Annotated in this window: 11 protein-coding genes; 6 read left to right on the forward strand and 5 right to left on the reverse strand. The window is 60.3% G+C overall.

The window, feature by feature from the left end; translation table 11 throughout:
• Positions 1-12 precede the first annotated feature (12 nt).
• Entirely contained in the window at positions 13-1,251 is a 1,239-nt protein-coding gene (locus tag HMPREF2807_RS00260; RefSeq protein WP_198531353.1) for a hypothetical protein, read from the reverse strand.
• 505 nt (positions 1,252-1,756) lie between these two features.
• Positions 1,757-3,004 (reverse strand): arginine deiminase, encoded by a 1,248-nt coding sequence (locus HMPREF2807_RS00265; RefSeq protein WP_070509537.1) that lies wholly within the window; start codon positions 3,002-3,004, stop codon positions 1,757-1,759.
• Positions 3,005-3,175: 171 nt separating this feature from the next.
• Between HMPREF2807_RS00265 and HMPREF2807_RS13795 the strand changes: the two genes are divergently transcribed.
• Positions 3,176-3,319, forward strand: a complete 144-nt coding sequence (locus HMPREF2807_RS13795; RefSeq protein WP_158010511.1) for a hypothetical protein — start codon at positions 3,176-3,178, stop codon at positions 3,317-3,319.
• 407 nt (positions 3,320-3,726) lie between these two features.
• Positions 3,727-4,194, forward strand: a complete 468-nt coding sequence (locus HMPREF2807_RS00270) for an ASCH domain-containing protein (RefSeq protein ID WP_070509538.1) — start codon at positions 3,727-3,729, stop codon at positions 4,192-4,194.
• Here the strand turns inward: HMPREF2807_RS00270 and HMPREF2807_RS00275 are convergent.
• The 3 genes from HMPREF2807_RS00275 to HMPREF2807_RS00285 form a co-directional block, all read right to left on the reverse strand.
• Positions 4,191-4,697 (reverse strand): GNAT family N-acetyltransferase, encoded by a 507-nt coding sequence (locus HMPREF2807_RS00275; RefSeq protein ID WP_070509540.1) that lies wholly within the window; start codon positions 4,695-4,697, stop codon positions 4,191-4,193. The two genes, HMPREF2807_RS00270 and HMPREF2807_RS00275, sit on opposite strands and share 4 nt — an antisense overlap.
• Positions 4,698-4,818: 121 nt before the next feature.
• Positions 4,819-6,681, reverse strand: coding sequence for a GmrSD restriction endonuclease domain-containing protein (locus tag HMPREF2807_RS00280; protein WP_070509541.1), 1,863 nt, complete (start codon positions 6,679-6,681; stop codon positions 4,819-4,821).
• Between the two features lie 56 nt (positions 6,682-6,737).
• A complete protein-coding gene (locus tag HMPREF2807_RS00285; protein WP_070509543.1) occupies positions 6,738-7,448 on the reverse strand; it encodes a DUF4352 domain-containing protein in 711 nt (236 codons plus the stop codon).
• Positions 7,449-7,799: 351 nt separating this feature from the next.
• Between HMPREF2807_RS00285 and HMPREF2807_RS00290 the strand changes: the two genes are divergently transcribed.
• From HMPREF2807_RS00290 to HMPREF2807_RS00305, 4 genes are read left to right on the forward strand one after another with little or no spacing between them, the layout of a single operon-like run.
• On the forward strand, positions 7,800-10,823 hold the full coding sequence (locus HMPREF2807_RS00290; protein WP_070509545.1) for a DEAD/DEAH box helicase: 3,024 nt from the start codon (positions 7,800-7,802) through the stop codon (positions 10,821-10,823).
• On the forward strand, positions 10,823-15,505 hold the full coding sequence (locus HMPREF2807_RS00295; protein ID WP_070509547.1) for an Eco57I restriction-modification methylase domain-containing protein: 4,683 nt from the start codon (positions 10,823-10,825) through the stop codon (positions 15,503-15,505). The genes HMPREF2807_RS00290 and HMPREF2807_RS00295 overlap by 1 nt, the downstream gene beginning before the upstream one ends.
• Before the next feature lie 46 nt (positions 15,506-15,551).
• Positions 15,552-22,187 carry a DEAD/DEAH box helicase gene (locus tag HMPREF2807_RS00300; protein WP_070509549.1) on the forward strand — a complete coding sequence of 2,212 codons (6,636 nt, stop codon included), beginning with the start codon at positions 15,552-15,554 and terminating at the stop codon, positions 22,185-22,187.
• 27 nt (positions 22,188-22,214) lie between these two features.
• On the forward strand, positions 22,215-24,536 hold the full coding sequence (locus HMPREF2807_RS00305; RefSeq protein ID WP_070509551.1) for a 3'-5' exonuclease: 2,322 nt from the start codon (positions 22,215-22,217) through the stop codon (positions 24,534-24,536).
• Positions 24,537-24,561: the final 25 nt, after the last annotated feature.

A 24,561-nucleotide genomic window follows, 5' to 3' on the forward strand; every position in this document is an offset into this window, starting at 1 on the left:
AGTAAAGGGGGATTAGTAGATGGTCTGGGTCGGGACTGGGAGTTCGCGGTACTCCTCCGGGGTGACGTCCTCGGTGCGGGTGGAGCCGTCCTTGCTGGTGATGGTGGCCTCCGCCCAGAAACCGCTGGGAGCGGTGGTCTGCTTGTAGTTGGAGGTCAGGCTGTACTTTCCGTCCTTACCGCAGTGGATCTCGCGGTAGTTGATGCGGGTCATGGTGGTGCCGTACTCCACGCGCACGCGCTCGCCGGGAGCCAGGTCGATGTGCTCGAGCTCAGTTCCTACCGGCATGTAGGCGCGCTTGACCGCACCGACGGACTCCAGCCAGCCCTTCGGGATATCGCCGCGGTTGCCCTGCCAGTTGGTGTAGGGGGAGTGCTCCGCACCGACGACGAAGTCGGTGACCGGTGCGTACTCGTAGTCGCCCTTGGACCAGTTGAGGAAGTCCGTGGAGTAGCCCGGCTTGCGGAAGGTGGGCTTAACCGCAGTGATATCCAGCGGATACCAGGAGCTATCGCGGCCCTCGCAGGTCTCGCCCTCCTTCGGCCAAGATGGATCGCGCTGCAGGTCCTCGGAAGGTTGCATGATTTCGTCCTTCTTCGGGTCCGCGATCTTCTCCAGGCTGGGGCCGGACACGGAGGTGTAGTTGCCTTCGATGGGCTTGGAGTTCGCGCCCGGGGAGCGGGAGGGAATCTCCATGGCCAGGTCCGAAATGGAGCCATCAGCCTTGATGATGTAGGCAAAGGCATAGCGCTCGGCCGGGCCCTTGCCGCGGATAACGTTGGCACCCGGCAGGTTCTCCAGGCGGTCATCGTTGCAGCCGACGAACATGGAGATGAAGTCCTTTTCCACCACGCCGTATTCCACGCGGAAAGATTCGCCCGGCTTGAGCGTGATGGGGCCGAAGGTTTCCTTCTCCTGCCAGCCGTTGCTCAGCTTCAACCCGATATCGGACTTGGCGGTGGTGTCCCACCCGGAAGGCATCGCGGCCTTGGAGTTGGCCGAAATCTTGTGGTTGGTGCCCGTTTCCACCGAAGCGGTGTACGGCACCTCCTGGTCAGTGGTGTTCTTGAACTGCAGGGTGCCGTCGCTCAAATAACGGCGGCCGGTTTCTGCGAAGTGCCACTCGGGCGTGGCGTTATCTTCACCTGCTGCGCTGCAGCTCTTGTAAAGGTTTGTGATGGGGTAGGCCTGCGGCATGGGCGGAATGCTGGCCGCCTGTGCCACGGGCGCGATGAAGGCCACGCTCGCCATCGCAGCTGTAGCGGCCAGCGGCGCGAGTGCGCGGAGTCCCTTGATGTGCACCTGGATACCGTCCTTAAAGAAACTCAAAGAATGATGAGGAACTAATTTAATCCTGAAACAATCTTAGGTGTCAGAAGCGCACTCCTAGGAAAAGTAGGGACAATATTTCCTAGGGCTGCCGGGAAGTTAGTGATGTCAATATGGGGGCTGCCAGTGTTTTGACCTTTCGTGCACCATAATTTGATTAACCCTATGTGGGGGAGTCGAAATCTGCGGTTTTCAGTCAAACCTGCTGGCAGCGGGCTTCACTCAGTCCGTTTCCCACCGTGAGACTGAGGGCGCTGAAGGTCCTGTCATGTCCGCATTGCTCACCCTGGGGTGAGGGGTGTGTGGCTGCCGCCGTGGTGGGATTGGGGCCGTGCTTGGCGACGCCCCCCTCGTCTCCCTCGTGGCCCTCTCTTATGCAGGGCGGGGTGCGCGTTGGTCGATGCGAAAATGCATTCCCATCGTGCTGTTAGTAATTCACCGCCTCGCGAACAATGGGGCAGGTCATGCAGTGCCCGCCGCCGCGGCCGCGGCCCAACTCAGCGGAGCCGATCTCGACGACCTCGATGCCGGCAGCTCGCAGTTTCTTGTTGGTGTGCTTGTTACGGTCATAAGCCACCACCACGCCGGGCTCAATGGCTACGACATTATTGGCGTCGTCCCACTGCTCGCGGGCGGCGGTATAAACATCCCCGCCGGTTTCGATGACCTCGAAGCTTCCGATGCCGAGTGCCTGGGCGACGACATCGAGGAAGGAATCGGTGGGCAGTTCGACGTCGAAAGGCGCCGTGCTCGTGGAGGGGTGCAAAACGATGGGCCGGATAGTGTCCACGACCTTGGGGTAGGCGGTGACTTTATCCGCATCCAGGAAGGTCAGGACGGTGTCGAGGTGCATCGAGGCGCGGTCGGCGGCCATCGCCGCGATGATGATCTTCTCGGCCGCGCCTTCCTCGAAGAGCCGCATGGCCAGCTGGCTTACGCCTTGCCACGTGGTGCGCTCACCCATGCCGACGAGGACGATGCCCTTGCCAATCGGCATGATGTCACCGCCCTCCAGTGCTGCGAGTCCCGGTTCCTCATCGGTATTTCCGTACCAGAACTTAAAATCCGCCTGCGCAAACCGCGGGTGATAGTTGTAGATAGCCCGGGTCAGCAGTGTTTCCTGGTGGCGTGCCGGCATGCGCATAGGGTTGAGTGAGACCCCGCCATAAATCCACGCCGAGTTATCGCGCGCGTACTGCGTATTGGGCAGCGGGCGCAGCGCAAAAGCGTCAGGTCCGTAGACCTCGCGCATGGCGTCGATGGTGCCGTGGCCGAGGCCCTTCGGGATTTCGGCGAAAGGCAGACCGCCAATGAGGAGCTCGGCTAGGCGCGCGTTGGACATCTCGTTGAACCAGTGGCGCAACTCGCCGCCGATACCGACACCGACGTTCTTATCCAGCAGCTTGAAGTCGAGGATAAAATCCCGCCCGCCTGGGGTGTCCAGGGTTTCCTTCAAGAGTTTGTGCATCTCCAGCACCTCGACGCCGTAGCTGCGCAGCTGGGCGACGAACTCCGCGTGATGCTTCTTGGCTTCGTCGACCCAGAGGACGTCATCGAAAAGCAGCTCCGCACAGTTGCGGGGAGTCAGCCTTTCGTGTGCGAGCCCAGGTGCGCACACCATAACCTGGTGGAGCTTGCCAACCTCGGACCACACGCCCAGCGGGGGAGTTGTCATCTGCCGTGAACCTTTCTTTGCGCGCGGTGAACCGTGTCCGCAACTTGTGTAGTGAGGGGTAGCACCGCAAGAGATGATTGTGAACCAGATGACAATTCTAAGATAAGTTTGAACTTTTTCAAGCTCCCCGGCACTGAGGAAAGTCCACGTAAGAGTAGGTTTTGCGGCTGTGTGCATACTATTATCCGCGTTTATTCACGCGGTCCCGGCGCTCGCATGGTGCGGTTCCACGCCGCGCTTGCCGACGCCCATCCCTCCATCACTGCGGCAACACCGACGCCGAAGGTCATCGTGCCCCAACCGGAAGTCGAATGAATAAAGACGGAGGGAATGAAAACTCTGCGCGAATAGTAGAAAGGGGAGATTTTCTCATGCCCTCCCACGACCCGTTGCGCGAATCCAACCAAAGAGCTTTTGAAGACTTGTGAAGTTTATGAATTTTGTGAATTCTTTGAAGTTTATGAAGAGCTTTGAAGTTTGAAAGAGGGGCCGCGCCGCTAGGCAATGGGAAGTGGCAGCACGGCCCCGGAGTGATAGGGAAGAAGGGCGGAATCTCAGCCTTGAATCCCAGTCTTTTCGTGTAGGGGCATCGTTGACATTAGGAGAGGGGCCGGACATCGCTGCGAATGATTCGAACACGCGGATCGAACGTCCAGTCGGGCGAAACAGGAAGCAAGCACGTGCTCGGTCAGCAGCATTCATGAGCCACGTACTGTAAACGTATGACTCAGGATGCTTTGGAACCTATATCGGAGTTGCCCCGCGGCGAGTTTGCCTTTCCCGGCCCGCTTCGCGACGCCCTCGTCACCGCCATCCTTGACGGCGTCAAGACCACTACGACGTCTTTGCTGGTTGAGCACCCGCGTGACCACGACCCGCAGGAGGATGTGGGTACCCTTGAGGCCGTCCTCGATTCACACGACAACGTGGTGTGCGTTATCCGTACTACCGAGGTCCAGGTCTGCCGGCTCGCAGACGTCAGTGACGAGCACGCCATCGCCGAGGGCGAGGGCTACGCCGATGCCAGTGAATGGCGCGCCGGGCACGAGCAGTTCTGGAGCTCACCCGAGTTCGTTGAATACATCGGAGAGCTAGACATCAACGATGACACTCAGGTGGTGTGCCAGCGTTTCACCATCGACTCGCGGTACCCGACTAGAGATTTGGAGCCGTGGAAGAGCCAGGCCTAGGAGAGTCGGTACACCTCGTAGTCATCCGGTACGCCTGCGCCGGGGACGTGCTGAAGTCCGAGCTTCAAGGCTAGTGCTATCGACGCTTCGTTGGTGGGGTCGATAATGGCGACGACAGGTAGCTGCGGGAATCTCTTACGCGCACTGGCGATTGCAACGGCAGCCGCCTCCTTCGCATAGCCTTGCCCTTGGGATTCGGGCGCGAAGCGGTAGTAGAGGTTGAGCACTTCCTCATCGGCTTCCTCGCTATGGCGCACACCGGTAAAGCCTATGGTTGTGCCGTCAAGTGTGGACACCACGTAGTAGCCCAGTTGCTTTTCACTCCAATTCTGTTGCCACGAGCGTGCCAGCTCCACGGCTTCCTCCCTCGTCTTCATAGCGAGGTCCGGTCGGTGCTCGTAGGTGCGAGCGTCCGAGTGGATGGCGAAGATGGCATCAATGTCGGCATCTTTTGGTGTTGACAAGCTGAGCCGCGGGGTGCGGAGGGCGTGAGCATCATTCATTGCGACTCCTAAGATTGAAAGCTACGGTCTGTCAAGGTTACCCAATCTGGACATGTGTAGTGCAGTCGTTCTTGATCGAAGGTTGCGTTGCTGCGCTGGTCGGTGAGAAAACGATGTTGCCTCAGACCTCTGATACGGGTCCCTCTACCAACTGGCCTGGTTCTTCAAGGGCTTCTTCCTCGAAGAACGACGAGTCTTCCACAGCGTTTCCTTCGCTGACATCGCGTTGGACCGTCTTCTTCAGGGCACCTTCGATGAGCGTGCAGAGTGATTCCCTTCGAAGTCCAAAGAACGCATCAAAGTTGTCGCTGCGCAGTGCTTCGGGTGAAATGAGGTGTCCGCGGAGAACGTCGTCCACGCCGTCGGCATCGAAGCCTGATTCGCTCTCAACCTTGGACAAGTATGCCGACGGTGCGACGCCACCGATGACACGGTTGGTGCGTGCGCTCAGCGTCGTCTTGTTGACGATTGACTCACGGCGCTCATCATCAATTCCGTTTTTCTTGCACCAGTCCTTAGGGAAAATATGGTGAATATCCACGGCCATATCCCTGTACTGGAATGCGCCGAATTGTTTACCTTCTACCCAGTCAGTTGAGCCCTGTGCCATGATGAGCGCGGCTATGCCTTTATATGCAGCGGCATTGCGGGTGCGCAAGGAATGAAGGCGGGATTCAGCAAAAGTAGCGTCCTGCACGGTGCGCGGGGCGGTAGTTTCTTCACCCATCGCCCAAGCGGGCACCCCTTCGAGGTCACGCACGAAGCGTGTCTCAATGGCAGCGCCATAAAGCTCGCCCAAGACTCCGCTCCAGAACCACTGCGTGATTTTTTCTTTCACGTGGTGCTTGTCTGCTTCTTTGCCAAGGACAACGGCGATGGCAGCTAGCGGCACTAATTGCTTCGGGTAGGGGACATCCCTGAATCGATAGATGTGCAGGTCTGCGAGGAAGCCTGCTACCCAGATGAATCCTTGACGCAGGGCGTCACGCCAGGTGAGGTAGTCGTTCAACTCAAGCCTTAGAACGTCTTCCCTCTTGGCAGACAGACCGACTTTGCGGTTTCCCGAAGAATGCTTGCTTCGCTCAAGGGTCGTTAACATTGTGATTGCTTGGAGGAAGTCAGTGTTTTCCACCTTGTGGAGGACATCATGTTCTTTCCATAGTTCCTTGGTCTCAACCCAGTCATCGTTGAGGCGGAAATCGCGCTGGTACTTGTCGTAGTACTCGGCATCGCCTGCGAACACCGCCGTGAGGAGCTCAAAAACGTTGAGCGGGAGCCCGCCAACATTGACCTTTTCGAAGACGGTGGCCACCGCTGCCTTGTCGGTCTGTTTGTCTAGCTCAATTGCTGGAATCTTGTATTCGTTGATCTGACGGATGATTCCATCGCTGAATGCGGTCATGAGCTCGGTATCGCCCAACTTGCCGAACCATTCGAAAAGTCCCATCTGATCAAGCAGTAGCGAAACGGGGATATAACCCGCTTCGTGTTGCTTATCCATGCTGCTGAGATCAAGCACGATATCGCGGTTGAAGTTGGTTCGAATTACCCCATCAGCTGGCACGGAGATCACTGCCTCATCCAGCTCGAAGGGATCCTCAATAGACTTCTGGATATTGATGAAGTACCTGCGATCGAGGCGCTTGCCGCGTGAGTCTTTGGTGTGAACAACGCCGTCGCCTTTGAGGGCTTGGGTAAGCGATGTCAGTCGTTGCTGACCGTCGAGAAGCAAGAACTTGGGCTCGGAAGTAGCCGTAGCCTCGGTGCTCTCGATCGGGCGTGGCTTGAACCTGACCGAGGAGTTACCAGTTTCCAACAACATGATGATGCCCAGTGGATGCCCACGGAAAATGGTGATGAGGAGCTGACGAACGCGCTCGTCTTCCCACTTATACTTTCGCTGGAAATCGGGGAGTTGAACCTCTCCGTTCTCGGTGGAGCGCATCAGCGCCGATAGTTGGTGCATGTTGGTGTTGAATCCCACCGGAGCCTCCTCTGTGGTGAATAGTCCATTCCAGCATGCCTTAAAAGCTTAGGGAGCTATTCAATATTGCCTAAACGGATAGATGTAGGTTCGTAATAAGCGTCTGGTACCGCAGGATCATAGTAAGTGAAGCTCCCGAACTCGAAGGTATCGGGTACCTCGTACGCATACGAAACTGTCCCTGAGAAGCCTGGAGCTACTGAGTCTCCGCATAGTGCGTTCCCGGGAATACGGTGGATATCTAAGATAGATTTGTAGCGCTGTCCCTGAGGGTTCTCCAGCGCAGTAGAAAAGCCAAACCCGCACGAGAGATCGAGGGCTTCTATACTCTCGTTTGAAATAGTTACATCCACACGAGCGAACTTAGCCTTTTCATTTTCCGGAGTTACAGTCTCTAAAACGGCATTCTTGTCATTGGAATACTCTTTTTTCATCTGAATTTCATCAACTAACTCGATAGAGTCGACAGTCAAGTGAACTCCATGATTGGTGGTTGGTTCGCCGATCGAGAAGGTCTCTTCACCATCAGTTGGGGATGAAGGACTATTTTGTGTCCAAGAAAAATCAGATGTCGAAGCTTGCTGCCCCCCGCTTGTCTGTGACGCCATATCGACCCTTTTGTTGTCTATGGCTGTTGTGATGCCGTAGCTGAGCAGGGAGCCGGTGATGAGAGCGACGCCCAAGGACCAAAAGGGCACAGGTTTCGTAAAGAATTTTTCCTTCTTAACTTCAGGGATGTAGAACGGATTTGAATTGTCGATTGCCATGATTGCGAGTTATTCAGTGGTTGGCTGCCGCCGAGGGGCGAGAGGAGACGTTGGTATAAATATCGCTTATTCGTCCTCCAAATCAAAATTGAGAGTATTAGTTCTCTAGAACCCCCACCTCATTACGGCACGGCGCAACTGGGGCTTGTGCTCTTGGAGTACGCTCGCTCCCGGTATTGCAGATCACCACGTGTGGTGACGCTCATGGAGAAAAGCCTGGGGGCGATGCTGGGTGGCCGTACAACCTAGGAAGCGGTAGTTCTGGCGGTAGCATTCTCTGCTCTCATTTTCTCTAACTCCTGAGCCACAATCTGCCAAATAAGGTCCATCTCCGCTGCTACCTTGGACTCCATGAGCCTTACCGACTACTCCCAGCTCGCCCCCGGCGTGACCATCTCTTGCCGCGACGAGCACTGGCTGGTCAGCAGCGTCGCGCGCACTACCGACGGCTTCCGCATCCGGGCGCGCGGGGTGAGCGACTACGTGCGCGATACCACCGCCACCTTCTTCACCGCGCTCGATGATATTGAGGTCTTCGACCCCGTCAATGTCACGGTGAGCCCGGATGAGTCACCGCAGTTTCGCCACACCCGCCTGTGGCTGGAATCCACGCTGCGCCGCACGCCGGTGCCGCTGTACCAAAAGCAGCTGGAGGTCGCCACGCAGATGCTGGCAGACCCGCTGGATTATCAGCTCTCCGCTGTGAAGTCGGCGTTGTCAGATGAGCGCATCCGCCCGCGCGTGCTGCTCGCGGATGCCGTGGGCCTGGGCAAGACGCTGGAGATCGGCATGATCCTGGCGGAGCTTATCCGCCGCGGCAGGGGAGAGCGCATACTCGTCGTCACGCCCAAGCACGTCATGGAGCAGTTCCAGCAGGAGCTGTGGACGCGCTTTGCCATCCCGCTGGTGCGCCTGGACAGCCAGGGCATCCAGAAGGTCCGCCAGAAGCTGCCGGCGTCGAAGAACCCCTTTACGTACTTCCCGCGCGTCATCGTCTCCATGGATACGCTCAAGGCACCGAAGTACCGCGCGCAGCTGGAGAAGGTCCGCTGGGATGCCGTGGTCATCGATGAGATCCACAACGCCACCAACGCTGGCTCCCAGAACAATGAGCTGGCCCGCACGCTGGCGCCGACCACCGAGTCCCTTATCTTGGCCTCGGCCACCCCGCACAACGGCCGCGAGGAATCCTTCAAAGAAATCCTGCGCTTGCTCGACCCGCTCTCTGTCCTCCCGGATGGCTCCATCGACATGGAGGCCGCCAAGAAGCTGATTATCCGCCGCCACCGCAACTCGCCGGAGGTAGCCTCCGTGGTGGGGGAGAAGTGGGCCAAGCGCGGCGAGCCCCGCAATATCTTGGTGGATGCCTCCCCGGAGGAAAACGCCGTGGCGCGCGCCATCGCCGAGGACTGGGTCAACACCCCAGCCAGCACGGCGAATGATCGCCTCTTCCCCTGGACCTTGGTCAAGGCCTTCCTATCCTCCCCGGCAGCACTGTCGGAGTCCATCGCCGCGCGCCAGAAGCTCGACAAGCCCAAGGAACAAGCCAAGCTGGAGCGCCTGGCTGAGCTCAACAACAAGGTCACGGAGGAAAACTCCAACAAGTTCGCCGCGCTCATTGACTACCTCATGGAGATAGGCGTCAAGAAGGGCTCCGATCGCCGCGTCGTCATCTTCTCCGAGAGGGTGGCTACCTTGCGGTGGTTGCAGGAGAACGTCGCCAAGCATCTCAAGCTCCCGAAGTGCGCGGTGAAAGTCATGCACGGCGGCCTGTCGGATTCGGATCAGCTGGCGCTTATCGACGAATTCAAGCGCACCGACACCCCTCTTCGCGTGCTGATTACTGGCGACGTCGCCTCCGAGGGCGTCAACCTGCACGCCCAGTGCTACCACCTGGTGCACTATGACATCCCGTGGTCGCTCATCCGCATCCAGCAGCGCAACGGCCGCATCGACCGCTACGGCCAAGAGCACGAGCCGGAGATTACCTCCCTGCTGCTGGACCCGAAGGATGCGGACGTCGCCGAATCCATCGGTGAGCTGCGCGTGCTCACTCGCCTCATTGACCGCGAGTATTCCGCGAACCAGCTCCTCGGCGATGCCGCCCCACTCATGGGCAAGCACAACCCCAAGGCGGAGGAGGATGAGATTCGCGCGGTGCTCATGCACGAGCGCGACTTCGATGAGGTGGTGGCCTCCCCGGAAGAGATCCTCACCGGTGCGCACGCCAAGCCAGCACCCGACGTGGAGCCCGAGGAAGCCGCTCCTGCTACCGGCCTGGGCGATGACATCTGGGCGCTACTTGCCGCCGCTGCCACCAGCGGCCCCGACGACGCCGAGAGCGCCGAGAACTCCACAAGCACTGAGAACGCCGCAAACAACGAAGCGACAGCGCCCGAAAACGCTACCTCCGTGCCTTCGCGTCGCACAGCGCGCCACAGCCTCTACCGCGCGGAGAAGGACTACCTGGGCGACGCCCTGGCGGAGGCCTACCAAGACTCCGCGGACAAGCCCTTGAGTGCCGGTGGCGTGGACTACGTACTGCACGATAACGACATCGTGGAGCTAACCCCACCACGCGATCTGTGCCGGCGCTTTGACTACCTTCCTCAGGATTACGTGTCCTACCGCAAAGTCACCGAGCGCCTCATGCTCGCCACCTCTGAACGCCGCGGCAACCAACACCTCAAGGCCGCGCGCGAAGGCGACTCGGAGAAGTCCTGGCCGCGCGCCCACTTCCTCGGCCCGCTGCACCCGGTCTCCGAATGGGCCGCCGACCGCGCCCTGACCAACATGGCGCAGAGCGAAATCCCCGCCGTACTCGGTGCCGTGGATACACCGACGCTGCTGCTCATGGGAACGCTGACCAACTCCCGCGGCCAAGTGCTTTCCCGCACTTTCCTCACCGCCACGGAAGGCCCCTTCGGCTTCAACGTCCCCGCCGGCATGCAGGCCGTAGACATTGAAATCCATGAAGATGTTTATGCCTGGCTCAACCGCATCGGGCTTAGTGACAACGCCATCAACCCCGGCGAGTTCGCCGTACCTGATGCCGCAGCACAGCTCATCGCCGCTGCAGTAGAAGCCGCCCACAGCCACCTCACCGTGGTCAAGAACACCAACTTGGGCCACGCGCAGGACCGCATCGCCGGCTGGCAGCAGCGCGCCGAGCACTGGCAGCAGGCCAACGACGGCCAGCAGACTCTCAAGATCAAAGACACCAAACGTCTCATCCACCAGGACGAGGAGCTGCTGAAATCCATGGCCCCGGAGCGCTCCCTCGTGCGCCCCCTGGCACTTATCCTCCCAGACAACACCGACGCTGCACGCACCAGCGCCGCACACACCCACACCAACGAAGCAGAGGCACGCTAATGGCAGACTTCGATTCCATCATCAACGTCGAGGAATGGATCTCGGATTACTACCTCACCACCGATGACAAAGGCAGCTCCTTTGGCAAGCGCGTGGAGGAGGCCGTCAAAGAGTGGAAAGCAACGGACAAAGATGCCAAAAGCGCCGGCCACGAGCACGCCCAATCCCCGCTGTTGCGCCTGACCTCCCGCAGGGAAGCACTGCACACCAAGCTCTCCGCACTCTCCATGGAGGCAGCCGACGATGCGCTGCATGAGGTCTACGACCTGATCGCCGAGGCATTCGGCTACCCGCAGCCACAGCGTCTCGAGTTTTCCCGCAACGGCCAGCCCCTCACGCTTACTGCCGCCGCGGACAAGAACCACTCCCTGGTCATCCTGCGCGCCGGGCAGATGGACTCCGTGGAGGATCTCACTACTGTCTCACTTCTCGGCGTTGCCCCGGAGCTGGGTCACCAGAACTCCAACGGTGAGGCCAAGGCCCTCGACATCACCGCCGCCAAGCTCGTTGGCGAGCTCTTCCTCACCGAGCAGGCCCCCGACCTCATCCTGGTGTTTGCCGGCCGCTGGGCAGTCCTAGCAGAGCGTGAAACCTGGCCACTGGGCCGCTACCTCGCCGTGGACCTAGGCCTAGCCGTCGAGCGCAATGACCAAAAGGCCAAAGGCGAGCTTCCCCGAGTAGTCTCCATCCTCGCCGCCGAGCACACCATGCGCGGCGCCGACGGCACCACCTGGTGGCTCGACACCCTAGCCCAAGCCCGCGAGCACTCCGTCAAAGTCTCCGAGGAACTGCGCGGTGCCATCAAGGCTTCGATTGAGATCATCGGCAACGACGTCCTGCAGCGCAGAGCGCAGCAGGACAAAGCAAACGCGTTGCAACACACGAACAGTGACATCGACGGCAACGAACTAGCCAACCAAGCTCTGCGCTACCTCTACCGCATCCTCTTCCTCCTCTTCGCCGAATCTTCCCCGGAGCTTCAAATCCTGCCCACCGGGGACAACGACTATGACGAAGGCTATGGTCTGTCCCGCCTGCGTGACCTCATCCTCACCGAGCCCACCACGCACCGCACCCAAAACGGCACGCACCTCTACGAAAGCCTTCAGCTGCTCTTCGAGCGTGTCAACCGCGGCCACGATCCGCACGATGAAAGCACCGAGCTTTTCGACGCCAACGCCACCGAAGACGGCCTGGAATTCCGCAACCTCGACGCGGACCTGTTCAAGTCTGAAGCCACCTCCTACATCGACGAGGTCAAGCTCTCCAACCTGGCACTGCACAAGGTCCTGCAGAACCTCCTTCTCACAAAAGAAAAGCGGGGTAGCGATCGCGGCTTCATCTCCTACGCCACCCTCGGCGTGACTGAGCTGGGCCAGGTCTACGAGGGCCTGATGTCCTACACCGGCTTCATCGCCCAAGAAGACCTCGTGGAAGTAGCCAAGCACGGCGATCCTTCCAAAGGCTCCTGGGTGGTCCCCGAGCCACAAGCACGCACCCTCCCGCAGGATTCCATCGTCTACGAAGACCGCGAAACCGAACACGGCGGCGTGGAACGCGTCCAGCGCACCCACGCCCGCGGCAGCTTTGTCTACCGCCAATCCTCTCGCGACCGCGAGCGCTCTGCGTCCTTCTACTCACCACCCGTCATCACCGAGTTCACCGTGGGCCAGGCCATCGAGGAGCTCAAAGCAACCGGCCGCATCGACAACGCCGATGACATCCTCACCCTCACCATCTGCGAGCCCGCCATGGGCTCCGGCGCCTTCGCCGTGGAAGCTGTTAACCAGCTTGCAGCGCTCTACCTGAACAAGAAGCAAGCTGAACTGGGTAAGGAAATACCCGGTGAGGACCGCACCCAGGAGCTGCAAAAGGTCAAGGCCTCCATCGCCCTGCACCAGGTCTACGGCGTGGACCTCAACAAAACCGCGGTGGAGCTTGCCGAAATCTCCCTGTGGCTCAACACCATGACCAAGGAGCTCAAGGCCCCATGGTTCGGCCTGCACCTGCGCCACGGCAACTCCCTGGTGGGTGCCACCCGCTCCACCTTCAGCGCCAAGGAAGTCTCTTCCACGGCATCGAAGGCAAAGGGCACGCAGAACTACCTCACGGTGACCCCGCAGCACCACCCGCTGAAAGAACTGGCCGATGCCATCGATGCCAACGAGACGGACCAGCACCCAACCGGGCGCATTCACCACTTCCTTGTTCCCAGCCACGGCTGGGGAAGTGCCGTGGATGCCAAGGACTTGAAGAACCTCGCCGCGGACGAAATCAAGGCCATGAAGGCCTGGCAGAAGTCCATCTGCAAACCGCTGAACAAAACGCAGACCAAGCTCGCCACCGCACTGTCCAACCAAGTTGAGCGCCTCTGGGAGCTGTCCCTTATCCGCCTGCGCATCGCCGAGGACCAAGTCCGCCGTGACCTGGACCTGTGGGGACAGGAACCCAACACCGCCAAGCGCGTGGACGTGGTCACCCGCGCCCAGGTGGAGGAAGAACTCCTCCACAACAACGATGGCGCCTACCTTCGCCTGCGCACCGCCATGAACGCCTGGAACGCACTCTGGTATTGGCCTGTCACCGCCACGGATGAGCTTCCCGATATTACCGAGTACCTCGCCACCATGCAGGACCTCCTCGGAATCCCCAACGAAGGCCAGAAGCGCTACCGCAAGGACAACCAGTACGCCTTCGGGTTCGACATGTCCTGGGACGAACTGGACTACGTCGAATCACTCGACCGCTCCACCTCCGGCCGCAAGCGTTACGAGGATGTCCTCGAAGCTCACCCCTGGCTGAGGACCGCCAACACCATTGCCCAGGAACAAGCCTTCTTCCACTGGGACCTGGACTTCGCCACCGTCATGGCCAAAGGCGGCTTCGACTTCCAAGTGGGCAACCCGCCGTGGGTTCGCCCGCGTACCGACATGGACGCACTGCTGTCTGAACACGACCCGTGGTTCAGCCTCGCCAACAAGCCCACCCAGGCAGAGAAGAAACAGCGCCGCGAACTCCTCGCCGGCAACGACGCCGTACTGGAGACCCTCTCCAAAGGCCTTGCGGAAGCAGTGGTCACCTCCGCAGTGCTTGGCGACGTCACCCGCTACCCCCACCTACAAAACCAACAGCCCGATCTCTACCGCGGCTTCATGGAACGCACGTGGGCGAACGCTGCCGAGAACGGCATCATCTCACTCATCCACCCCGAGTCCCACTTCACTGAGAAGAAGGCTGCGGCACTGAGGGCTGGTGCTTATCGACGGCTGCGCCGGCACTGGCAGTTCATTAATGAGCTTGTGCTGTTCGATGTTCATGACCTCGTGAAGTACGGGATTCATGTTTACAGCACCCGTCAGGAAAAGCCGAGCTTCCTTTCTGCATCAGCGTTGTATCACCCGCGTACCGTCATTGATTCCTTGGAACATGACGGAAGCGGAAAGCTGCCGGGTTTCAAGGACGACAATGATAAATGGGACCTGCGTCCGCACCGCGACCGTATCATCACTGTCGATGAGGACACGCTTAAGGTGTGGAACTCGATCATCGAGGAACCAGGTACTCCGCTCCTTGAGACGCGCACTGTCTATTCGGTGAACAGCGAAGCGGCTGCAGTCTTGGCCAAGCTTGCCGAGGCACCGCGCATCAAGGAATTGGGCCTTCAGTTCTCCAGAGGCTGGGATGAATCAATCGATAAGAAGAAGGGCTATTTCGATTCCTCATGGCAGCATCCCGATTCCTGGGATGATGTGATTCTTCAGGGGCCGCACCTTGGCGTCTCGACCCCGATGATTAAACAGCCGAACCCGACGATGAAGCATAACCAAGACTGGTCCGAGATTGATCTCGAAGCCATCTCGGAAGACTTCATTCCGGCGACGGCATACTTGCCCAACCGTTCCATTGAGTCCTATGACCGTGATTACGGAGTATGGGAAGTCGACGGTGTAACGGCACTGGTGAAGGATCAGTACCGCGTCGCATGGCGCGCAATGGCCGCCACCACCGGTTTCCGGACCTTCTACCCGTCGATCATTCCCCCTGGTTCTGCGCATATTCACGGCGTTCATTCAACGGGACCCGTGCATTCGGTAGAACAAGTTATAGCAGGAGCCTTTTCGTCATCGTTGCTCAATGACTTTATGGTTAGGTCATCGGGTCTATCTAACTTGTACGGACCAGCGTTTGAGAATCTGGCGATTAGTGAGCGCAATAGGATTTGGCCCTCTATGGTTCAGAAGTTTCTAGAGCTTAACTGCCTAACCAGTGGCTACAAGGATCTGTGGGAAGCAGTGCTTGATAGAACCTGGACAGCTGACTCTCCTCTCCGCAACGCCCGCGACCGCTTCCACGCCCAGAACGAAATCGACGCCATGGTGGCGTTGTCATTGGGAGTGACGCTGGATGAGCTGCTGATGATCTACCGGACGCAGTTCCCGGTTATGCGGCGCTACGACCAAGAAGATTTGTATGACGCTAATGGTCGCAAGGTGCCCAAGGACGTTCTGAAGCTGGAGAAGAAGCTCAAGGATGGGCAGCAGCTTTCGGAATCGGAGCGCACGTGGACGCATCCGCAGTCGGGTGTCGAGTACGTCTTTGAGTTTCCGTTTGCGCCATTGGACCGTGAAGCGGACTTGGCAGCAGCATATGAAAAGTATGCTGCGATGATGGACAAGCAGTAGTTCCGGAAGCTAGAAGCGAAGACCGATAGAATTGAAGTAGAACTTTATGTCGAGTCTTATCCCTACGTACGCCTCCACTCACATTGTTGATGGGTTGTCGGAGTACCTCACCACGACCTTCTCCTTGGCAGAGGACCTGACCTCCCAGCAGCTGCGGGAGTTCCTCAACGATCCGCAGGGCGGTATGTTCTACGGGCCGTATGTGCGCACGCGTTTGCCGTATGCACCGGCGAAGTCGTGGGATGGGATTTTGGGCTGGCTGCCGTCAGGTTTCAAGCCTTACCGCCACCAGGCTGAAGCATTTGAGCGGTTGTCTTCGTTTGATTACTCGACGGGTTCGAAGCGGCGACCGTCGCCCACGTTGGTGGTGACTGGTACTGGTTCGGGTAAGACCGAGTCCTTCCTCTATCCGATTCTGGATCATTGCCGTCGGTCTAATGGAAGCGGAATCAAGGCGTTGATTTTGTACCCGATGAATGCGCTGGCATCCGATCAGGAACGCCGTTTGGCCAAGCTGTTGCATGCCGAGGCTGAGCTCGCCGGGGTGACGGCGGGTATCTACACCGGCGAGGTGGTTTCTGGCGGACGCAGGAAAGCATCGAAGGATGGTCTGATTTCGGACCGTTCGGTGTTGCGGGATACCCCGCCGGATATCTTGCTAACGAACTACAAGATGCTGGACCAGTTGCTGCTGCGCGAGCAGGACCGTGAGCTGTGGGAGAAATCCGCGCGGTCCCTGCAGTACTTGGTGCTGGATGAGTTCCACACATATGACGCAGCCCAAGGCACGGACGTGGCGATGCTGCTGCGCCGACTCGGATTGATGCTTAAGAAGTACCAGCCCGAGGGCTTCCTTTCGCCTGAAGATGCTCAGCGTCCTTTGGGCAAGGTAACGCCGGTGGCGACCTCCGCAACGTTGGGGGACAAGAGCACCGAAAGCGCCGAAGGTTTCGAAGACGCCGAGGGCACCGGTACTGAATCGGCGGCACCGCATAGCGACATGTTGTCGTTTGCTTACACGGTCTTCGGCGAGCAGATGCCGCCGGATGCCGTGGTCGGGGAGACGCTCATGACCGTGGAGGAGTGGCAGTCTACGGTCGCACCATTGGTGGCGAAGCTGCGGGCCGTCGTTTCAAACGACGAAGACTCTTCGAGCTCCGATTCTGCTGACGTGCTTCCGCCAGTGACGCCAACGCCTTCAGTTGAGGTGATGCAGAAGGTCGTTGATGAGGTGGCGGCTGTGGTTGCTGCTTCAGGTTCTGCTGAAGATGCAGCGTTGTTTGATGTGGCGGTGTTTGAGGCGATGAGCCGGCACGTCTTCGGTTCTTTGCCTGGTTTGAATTCTTCTCCTGACTTGGCTGACTCGGTTCTGGCAATGGCGGGCAATGAGTTGGTGTGCGCGATTCTGCGGGAGGCGGCCACGCCGGTGCCGCTGGAGCACGGTGAAGCTGGGGTCCCGGGGACGGATATCGTGGCGGTGGAACCGCTGGTATCGCGAGTGTTCCCGGCTAACGTGCTGCGCAGTCACCGCGAGTTGGCCGTCGAGTTCTTGTCGTTGACGTTGTCCTTCATTGCTTATGTGCGTGCGAAGCTCGGTGCTGCGTTGGGGTGGGATGGAAAGAAGTTCCCCGGTGTGGAGCTGCACCTGTGGGTGCGTGAGATCTCCCGCATCGATAGGGCAGTGGCGTCATCGTCGCGTTCCTCGGTGTTCAGGTGGTCCGATGATGGCGGCATGGGCGCGCACACGGTGCAGGTTGCTGGCGATGCGCCCAAGGCGTGGTTGCCGGCGATCTACTGCCGCCACTGTGGGCGCTCCGGTTGGATGCTGGCGGAGCAACCTGGTGGGGATACGTATGTCACTGCACCGCAGGAGATTCGCCGGATCGCTATCAGCGCACCGGAGCGGCAGCGCCCGCTCATTGATGCCACGAGTGAGGTGGCACAGGGCGTTACGCGCGCGGAGGGCGAGAGCTCCCGCGTGGCGTGGTTGAACCTGGACCTGCCAGGTTTGACGCCACAGGCACCTGATTCGGAGACCATGGAGGAATCCCCAGTGGTGCCGGTGCTGGTGTATTCCGGTGAAGATGCGGAGGAGCGCGCGAAGGCGCAGCAGTGCCCGTCCTGTGGTGAAGACGACGCGATGCGCTTCTTGGGTTCTTCGGTGGCCACGTTGCTTTCGGTGGCGCTGAGCAACCTCTTCGGCATGGATGATCTGGATTCCGCGGAGAAGAAGACTCTGGTCTTTGCGGACTCTGTGCAGGATGCCGCACACCGCGCTGGCTTCGTGCAAAGCCGTGCGCGTGCCTTCGCGCTGCGTGCGCGAATTTGGCGAGCGGTCCGCTCGTTTGGCGATTCTGTCGCGTCTGCTGAATCAGATTCAGCAGACGCCGGCTCGTCGTCTGAAACGACGGCTTCTTCGTCCGCAGGCGTGCCGTTGTCGTCGGTGGCGGCGCGCATGGTGGAGCATGCGCGTGTGGAGTCGGAACCGGCGGTGAGGTCGCGGGCGCTCTATGAGTTGTTGCCACCGCAGTTGAAGGAGTCGCCACGCTACCGGGCGGTGTGGGAGAAGGATGCTGGTGCTGCGGAGCAGCGGAGTGCGTTGTCGGCGTTGCAGTCGCGGCTGGACTTGGACTTGGCGCTGCAGTTCGGTGACCGGGTGGATCTACCGCGCTCGTTGGTGACGACAGGAACGCTGTCGGTGTCAGTGGACGTGGATGATGCGGTGCTGCTGTCAGCGGCGCGCTCGGTGGCGGGGACGCTAGCCACGGATGCGGAGCTGCTGGCTTGGGCGCGCGGCGTGGTGGAGTACATGCGCATTGCCGGTGGCATTGCCCACCCATGGCTCAAGGAATACCTGCGCCAGGACTGCAACCCGTGGTTGCTTAACCGCCGTCAGGCGCGTGCCAAGGGAATACCTGCGTTCGTGCGCGGTGGTGCGCCGAAATTCCCGCGCGCGGGGGCAGCGCTCAAGGGGGCGTTGTGTAAGCGCGATAATAACGCGACGATGCCGTTGGACTCCCAGAAGGGCTGGTACGCGCGGTGGACGAAGGCGGCGCTGGGGGCTTCGACAAGCAGTGCGTTCGATGCAGCCAACCAGGTGGCGGAGTTGTTCAAGCAGCTCGAGTTCGAGGAAGTGGTGTTCTCCGTACCGACGGCCACGGGCGGGCGCGTGTATGCGCTGGAACCAGAGAACATCATCGTGTGCGAAGAAGCCGAGCCAGGGCTGTTGGAATGTCCGGTGTGCCACCTGCGCGTGGGCGTGGATGCCGCAGCGCGTGAGGCCATGTCTGGCGTGGCGTGCTTTACTTTGTCCTGTACCGGGCACTTCGTGCCGGTGGACGTGGAGGATAACTACTACCAGCAGCTCTACCGCACCACGAATACCCGCACCGTGGTGGCGGAAGAACACACAGGTCTGGTGCCCACGCCACGGCGTAAAGAGTTGGAGGATGAGTTTAAGCGGCCCTTTGCGGAGCAGTCCGCCTCGGCGCCGAACGTGCTCGTGGCCACGCCGACGTTGGAGATGGGTATCGACATCGGTGACCTCTCCACGGTGATGCTGTCTTCCATGCCGCACACGGTGGCAAGTTACGTGCAGCGTGTGGGACGCGCCGGGCGTTTGACGGGTAACTCGCTCATCGTGGCGCTGGTACGCGGTCGCGGGCGTGCCCTGACTACGCTGGAGCACCCGCTGGAGACCATCGCTGGTTCGGTGACAGCGCCCGCGGCGTATCTGTCCGCGCGCGATATTATGCACCGCCAGTTCGTGGCTTACCTGCTGGATAGCACTGATGTGGGGCGCTCGGTGGAGCAGCTGCGTAGTGCGCGCGATGTGTTTACGCACGCCAGCTACTCCGTGATTGATGCGCTGGTGGAGCTCTCGCCCGCGGTGGTGTTGGAGGCCTATGAGCGTTTTGCTTCTACGGTGGCGCAGCATGCTTCGGCGGAGGTGTTGGAAGAGCTGCGCGGTTGGTGCCTGCCGGGTGAGGCTGGTGCTTCGTCCGGCATGGTGGTGGACTTGCAGTCTGCACGTGAGCGCTGGGGTGCAACACAGAAGCTGCTGTTGTCCCGCCGAGAAGTGCTGAGCAAGCGCGTGACGGAGTTGAAGGCACGCGTGGAGGCCTCCGCGGTGGAGGATGAGGAGCTGAAGAACCAGTATGACGCCACGGTGGCTTCCCAGAGGTTTGTGCGCAAGCAGCTGGAGGACCACGCTGATGAGTACTGGATCAGCGCTTTGGAGCGCTTTGGGCTGCTGCCGAACTTTACGTTGTTGGATGATGCCGTGGAGTTCAACCTGGCTGTCTCCTCCTTCAACGAGGAGGTGCAGAAGTTTGAGACGGAGACCTATAGCTATAGCCGCGGTGTCTCTTCCGCGCTGACGGAGCTGGCGCCCGGAAACACCTTCTACGTGCAGGGCGTGGGCGCGAAGGTGGACTCGGTGGAGTTGGGCGAGCACCACTCGGCGCTCACTCAATGGCGTCTGTGCCCGGAGTGCTCCTACTCGGAGGCCACCGGTGCGGTGCTCTCCAGCGACGAGGAAGTAGCTGTGGCCGCCCCGCGCGTGGGTGCGTGCCCGGAGTGCGGGTCCAAGGGCTTTGCGGATAGGAACCAGCTCATTGATGTGGTGGAGATGACCAAGGTCTATGCCACCGTGGACGCGGCGCGCTCCGCCATCAATGACATCACTGATGACCGCACCTCGCTGCGCTTCCAAACGCAGCTGAGTTTTGATGTGCCCGAGGGCGGGCGCGGTAAGGCCTGGTATCTGTCTGACTCCGGCTTCGGCATGGAGTACCTGGCGCACGTGGAGATGCGTTGGCTGAACCTGGGCCGCATGGGCGGTGGCAGTCCGCGCACCTTTGCGGCAGTAGAGCGCGAGGCGCCGCTGTTCCGCGTGTGCGAGCGCTGCGGTCACTTGGACTCCGATGTGGGCGCTAACCGCTGGCAGGACCACGCACCATGGTGCGAGTACCGCAACGCCGCTGAAGAGCACTCCATTAGTTTTGCGCTGGGACGCAGCCTGGGCACGCAGGCGGTCCTGGTGCACCTGCCGGCGTTGTTGGGCATGGTGGAGTCCACCACGCTGCCTTCGTTGGTGGCCGCGTTGAAGCTCGGCTTCAAGGAGTACCTGGGCGGCAACCCGGATCACTTGGACGTCGAGCCCGTGCGCGTGGATTCCGATGGCAGTCCGGTAGACATGTTGCTTATTCATGACACCGTTCCGGGTGGTACTGGTTACCTGGCGCAGTTCACGGAACCGGCGCACGTGCGCCAGATGTTGCTCGTGGCTTATCGCCGCCTGGCCTCCTGCCATTGCGCTGAGGAAGTGCGGCAGTGCTGCCCGTCGTGTTTGCTGCCTTTTGCGCGGAGTAGCCAAATCCCACAGACCTCCCGGGAGGCCGCGGTGGTGGCACTGCGCAAGATTTTGGCCGATGACCTCCATGTCTCCACTGATGCTGATCCGGCTTCCTTTACCTGGGAGGGTCATCTCACCGAAGAGCGCCCCGAGCGCAGTGAGCAGTCCAAGCTGGAGCAGCGCTTTGTGGAGCAGCTGCGCGCAGACTTGAAGGAGTGTGGTGCCACGGTGGTGGAATCCATGAAGGGCAACCATGCGCAGTGGGACATCAGCTTTGAAGGCTCGCGCCACGATTGGGTTATGGAAGAACAGAAGCAGATTGGCGGCACCATCCCGGACTTCGTCTTCTCTACCCGCGATAGCGCCATCCGTGACGTCGCTGTGTACCTTGATGGCGCTGCCTACCATGCGAGTGCGGTGCATAACCGCGTGAAGGATGACTTTGATAAGCGCAATGGGCTTTATGAGATGGGCTATCTGCCGTGGTCGCTGACGTGGCAGGACATCGATGCCCGGCAGGCAACAGCGCGCAACGAGCCGGTGGATCCGCCGGTGTGGGTGAGCCCGCAGCTGCGGCCGCCGTTGGCGAAGAAACATAATGCTTCGCAAGAACTATTAAACCGCGTGGACGAGGATCCCATCACTTTGCTTCTCACGCTGCTTATGAAGCCGTTGGAGAATTGGGCGATTCTAAGCACGTCCGCCCTAGTCGAAGCATCCATGGGCGGTAGACAGCTGCGTGATGGTTTCGAGAAGACGTACCTCGGCACGGTGGCCGTACGTGTAGGCGATACGTATCGCCGCCTGAGTTTCGATGCCAGGAATGCCTCTGAAGATTTGGATGGTTGGCGGCTGTTCTTGGGCTTGAGCAACTTAGCCTATCTGGACCCTGACCTCGCACAGGTCGAGGTTGAGGACTCCGTGGTGGAGGAAGTGGTGGCGTGCGACGCGCAGCCAGTTGTGCCGCCGCCCGCTCAAGATACAGCCGAGCGTGTGCTGCGCGGTGTAGAGGATCCTGTGGCTGAGGAGACGGTGTCGCCCGGCTGGGACGAGGCACTGGAGGCCTTCGCCGACGAGCCGGAGGTATACGCAGCGCTGCGTGCAATGGCCGCGGCAGGTCTTAGCGAGCCGGATGCTGATTCCATCGGTGGTGAGGTTTCCGGCATCCCGGTGGTAGCACAGTGGCCGCAGCAGAAAGTCCTGTTGCTCTTTGCTGAGGATGTTGAAGACCTGCGTGAAGACTTTGAGGCTGAAGGCTATGCAGTCTTCGGCGCTGATTTCGATTCTGTTCCCGATTCCCTGACCGCGGCGCTGAGCGCCTCCTGATCTGCTGATTTTTAAGAGAGGAAAGCAATGGCAACGAGCCTGTCCTTCTACCGCCGCATTGAGGACCGCTACAACTTGGGAAACCAGATCTTTGAGTTCTGCAACAAGCTGGTGGAGGATCCCACGAACCCTTCGCTGCACGTGGAGCCCATTAAGGATGCGGCGGATAAGCGAGTGCGCACCGCGCGGGTGAACCGCAAGTACCGCGCGGTGCTCTTCGAGCTGCACGATGGCAACGACACCATGTTCGTGCTCATTGACATCCTCAACCACGACGATGCTTATGCGCTCGCCACGTCGAAGACGCTGGTGGTCAATGAAGTCTCCGGCGTGCCGGCGCTCGTGGATGCCACCGCGCCGGAAGCTTCGGCGGCGATGTCGCAGGCGGAGATTGAATCACGTGCCAAGCGCTTGGCAGCCGAGCAGCTCGCCGCAGAAGCCGCGGCGGCTGCTGCCGCAGAGGTAGATTCTGTCGCCGGCTCTGAAGCAGAGTCATCGGGTGCGCCTTCGGGTGATACCGCTGCTGCCGGTGAGGACGTGCGGCCGTGGGATGTGGTGGGCGTCGCCAAGCAAAAGCTCACCGATGACCTAGGCCTGTCACCACAGACGGTAGCGGTGCTGGAGCAGGCCGCCACAGTCGATGAGGCCCTGAAGAAGTCGGAGAGCGCGCCGGATTGGGAACATCATGCAGTGGTTGGCCTGCTGTCAGGGATGAGCATTGCGGAGGTGCGTGAGGAACTGGGCTTGGACCTGGATAAGCCCGCAGCGGCTGATGCCAGCTCCGACAAGGCGCTGGTGGAAGGTATCAAGTCCCCGGCTGCCCGGATGGACTTTGCCATCGACCCCGGCGAAGAGGAGCTGGCAGCGATCCTCAAGGGCTCTTTTGCCCAGTGGCGCGTCTTCCTCCACCCGAGCCAGCGCCGCGCTGTGGAAGCAGAGCACACTGGCTCCGCGCGCATCACGGGTGGTGCCGGTACCGGCAAGACCGTGGTGGTGGTGCACCGCACGAAGCACCTGCTGCAGAAGAATCCGAAGGCGCGAGTCTTTTTGACCACGTACACGCGTGAACTGGCGAATGCGCTGAAAACACAGATGAATGAGCTGTACCCGGCCTTCCCAGAGGCCTCCGTGCACGGCGCGCCGGGGCTGTGGATCAGCGGCGTCGACGCACTCGTCTTCGACGTGCTGGCGAATGCACAAGCAACAGAGCGCGCCGCCGCGATGGCTGCCGTGCTCAATATTGATGCGGACTTTGTGCCCCGCGGCCTCGACGGCGTGGAGGAAAAACGGCAGTGGCAGGAGGCCGCGGAGCTCAAAGGTAGTTCCTTGCCGCGGGAGAAATCCCACCCGACGTTCTTGGCGCAGGAGTACTCGGCGGTGATCCTTACGCAGGGTATCACCGATGAGAAGACCTATCTGCGCGCGCGGCGCACCGGGCGTGGCACGCCGCTGACCCGCGCTGAGCGCAAGGCAGTGTGGGCGATTGTGGAGTACTTCCACGCGGCATGCGCGTCCATTGGGAAGCTGACCTATGCGGCCGCAGCGGTGGTGGCCGCGCACATTGTGGAGCACCGCACTGGCACGGAGGGCATGTTTGATCACGTGCTCATCGACGAAGCTCAGGACTTCCACGCCGGCCACTGGAAATTCCTGCGGGCGGTGGCCAAGCGCGGGCCGAATGACATCTTTATTGCGGAGGATTCGCACCAGCGCATTTATGGCCAGCGCTTAGTGCTGCGTGATTATGGGATTGAAACGCGTGGTCGTGCCACGAGGAAGCTGCGGGTGAACTACCGGACGACCCGACAAAACCTGGGCTACGCCGCGGCGATTCTGGAGGGGACCGAGTGGATTGACTCGGAAGAAGACATCGACGATCTGCATGGCTACCGTTCGGTGCGCCAGGGGCCGGCACCGGTTGTCGTGAATTCTGCCAGCAAGGCCGAGGAGGCTGAAACCTTGGCCGCGCATATCCGTGACTGGACCTCCGGGGACGATGATGTTTCCATTGGCGTGCTGACCCGCACCAACCCCCGTAAGGATGAGATTGCCACGCAGCTAGGTGAACTAGGCGTGGCGGTGAGCACCGGGCGGCGCACCTCCCGGGAGCGCCCGGTGGCGGTGATGACGATGCACAACGCCAAGGGCTTGGAGTTCACGCACGTCATCCTCCTCGACGTGAGTAGCGAGGCGCTGCCGCAGCGCTACCTCATGAAGGGGCTTGCGCCGGCCGAAGCCGACGAAGCACTCCAGCGCGAGCGTGCGCTGCTCTACGTGGCGGCCTCGCGTGCCCGTGACGTGCTTCTGGTGAGCGTGGTGGGGGAGGCATCGGAGTTGTTGCCGGAGTAGGACGAGCTGCAGCGCTCGGATCGGT

This window comes from Corynebacterium sp. HMSC074A09, from assembly GCF_001811545.1.
Taxonomy (GTDB): Bacteria; Actinomycetota; Actinomycetes; order Mycobacteriales; family Mycobacteriaceae; genus Corynebacterium; species Corynebacterium hiratae.

Excerpts from the sequence above, each read along its gene's own strand:
- HMPREF2807_RS00260 (WP_198531353.1), bottom strand. The coding sequence starts at position 1,251 with ATGGCGAGCGTGGCCTTCATCGCGCCCGTGGCACAGGCGGCCAGCATT.
- HMPREF2807_RS00265 (WP_070509537.1), bottom strand. The coding sequence starts at position 3,004 with ATGACAACTCCCCCGCTGGGCGTGTGGTCCGAGGTTGGCAAGCTCCAC.
- HMPREF2807_RS00270 (WP_070509538.1), top strand. The coding sequence starts at position 3,727 with ATGACTCAGGATGCTTTGGAACCTATATCGGAGTTGCCCCGCGGCGAG.
- HMPREF2807_RS00275 (WP_070509540.1), bottom strand. The coding sequence starts at position 4,697 with ATGAATGATGCTCACGCCCTCCGCACCCCGCGGCTCAGCTTGTCAACA.
- HMPREF2807_RS00285 (WP_070509543.1), bottom strand. The coding sequence starts at position 7,448 with ATGGCAATCGACAATTCAAATCCGTTCTACATCCCTGAAGTTAAGAAG.
- HMPREF2807_RS00290 (WP_070509545.1), top strand. The coding sequence starts at position 7,800 with ATGAGCCTTACCGACTACTCCCAGCTCGCCCCCGGCGTGACCATCTCT.
- HMPREF2807_RS00295 (WP_070509547.1), top strand. The coding sequence starts at position 10,823 with ATGGCAGACTTCGATTCCATCATCAACGTCGAGGAATGGATCTCGGAT.
- HMPREF2807_RS00300 (WP_070509549.1), top strand. The coding sequence starts at position 15,552 with ATGTCGAGTCTTATCCCTACGTACGCCTCCACTCACATTGTTGATGGG.
- HMPREF2807_RS00305 (WP_070509551.1), top strand. The coding sequence starts at position 22,215 with ATGGCAACGAGCCTGTCCTTCTACCGCCGCATTGAGGACCGCTACAAC.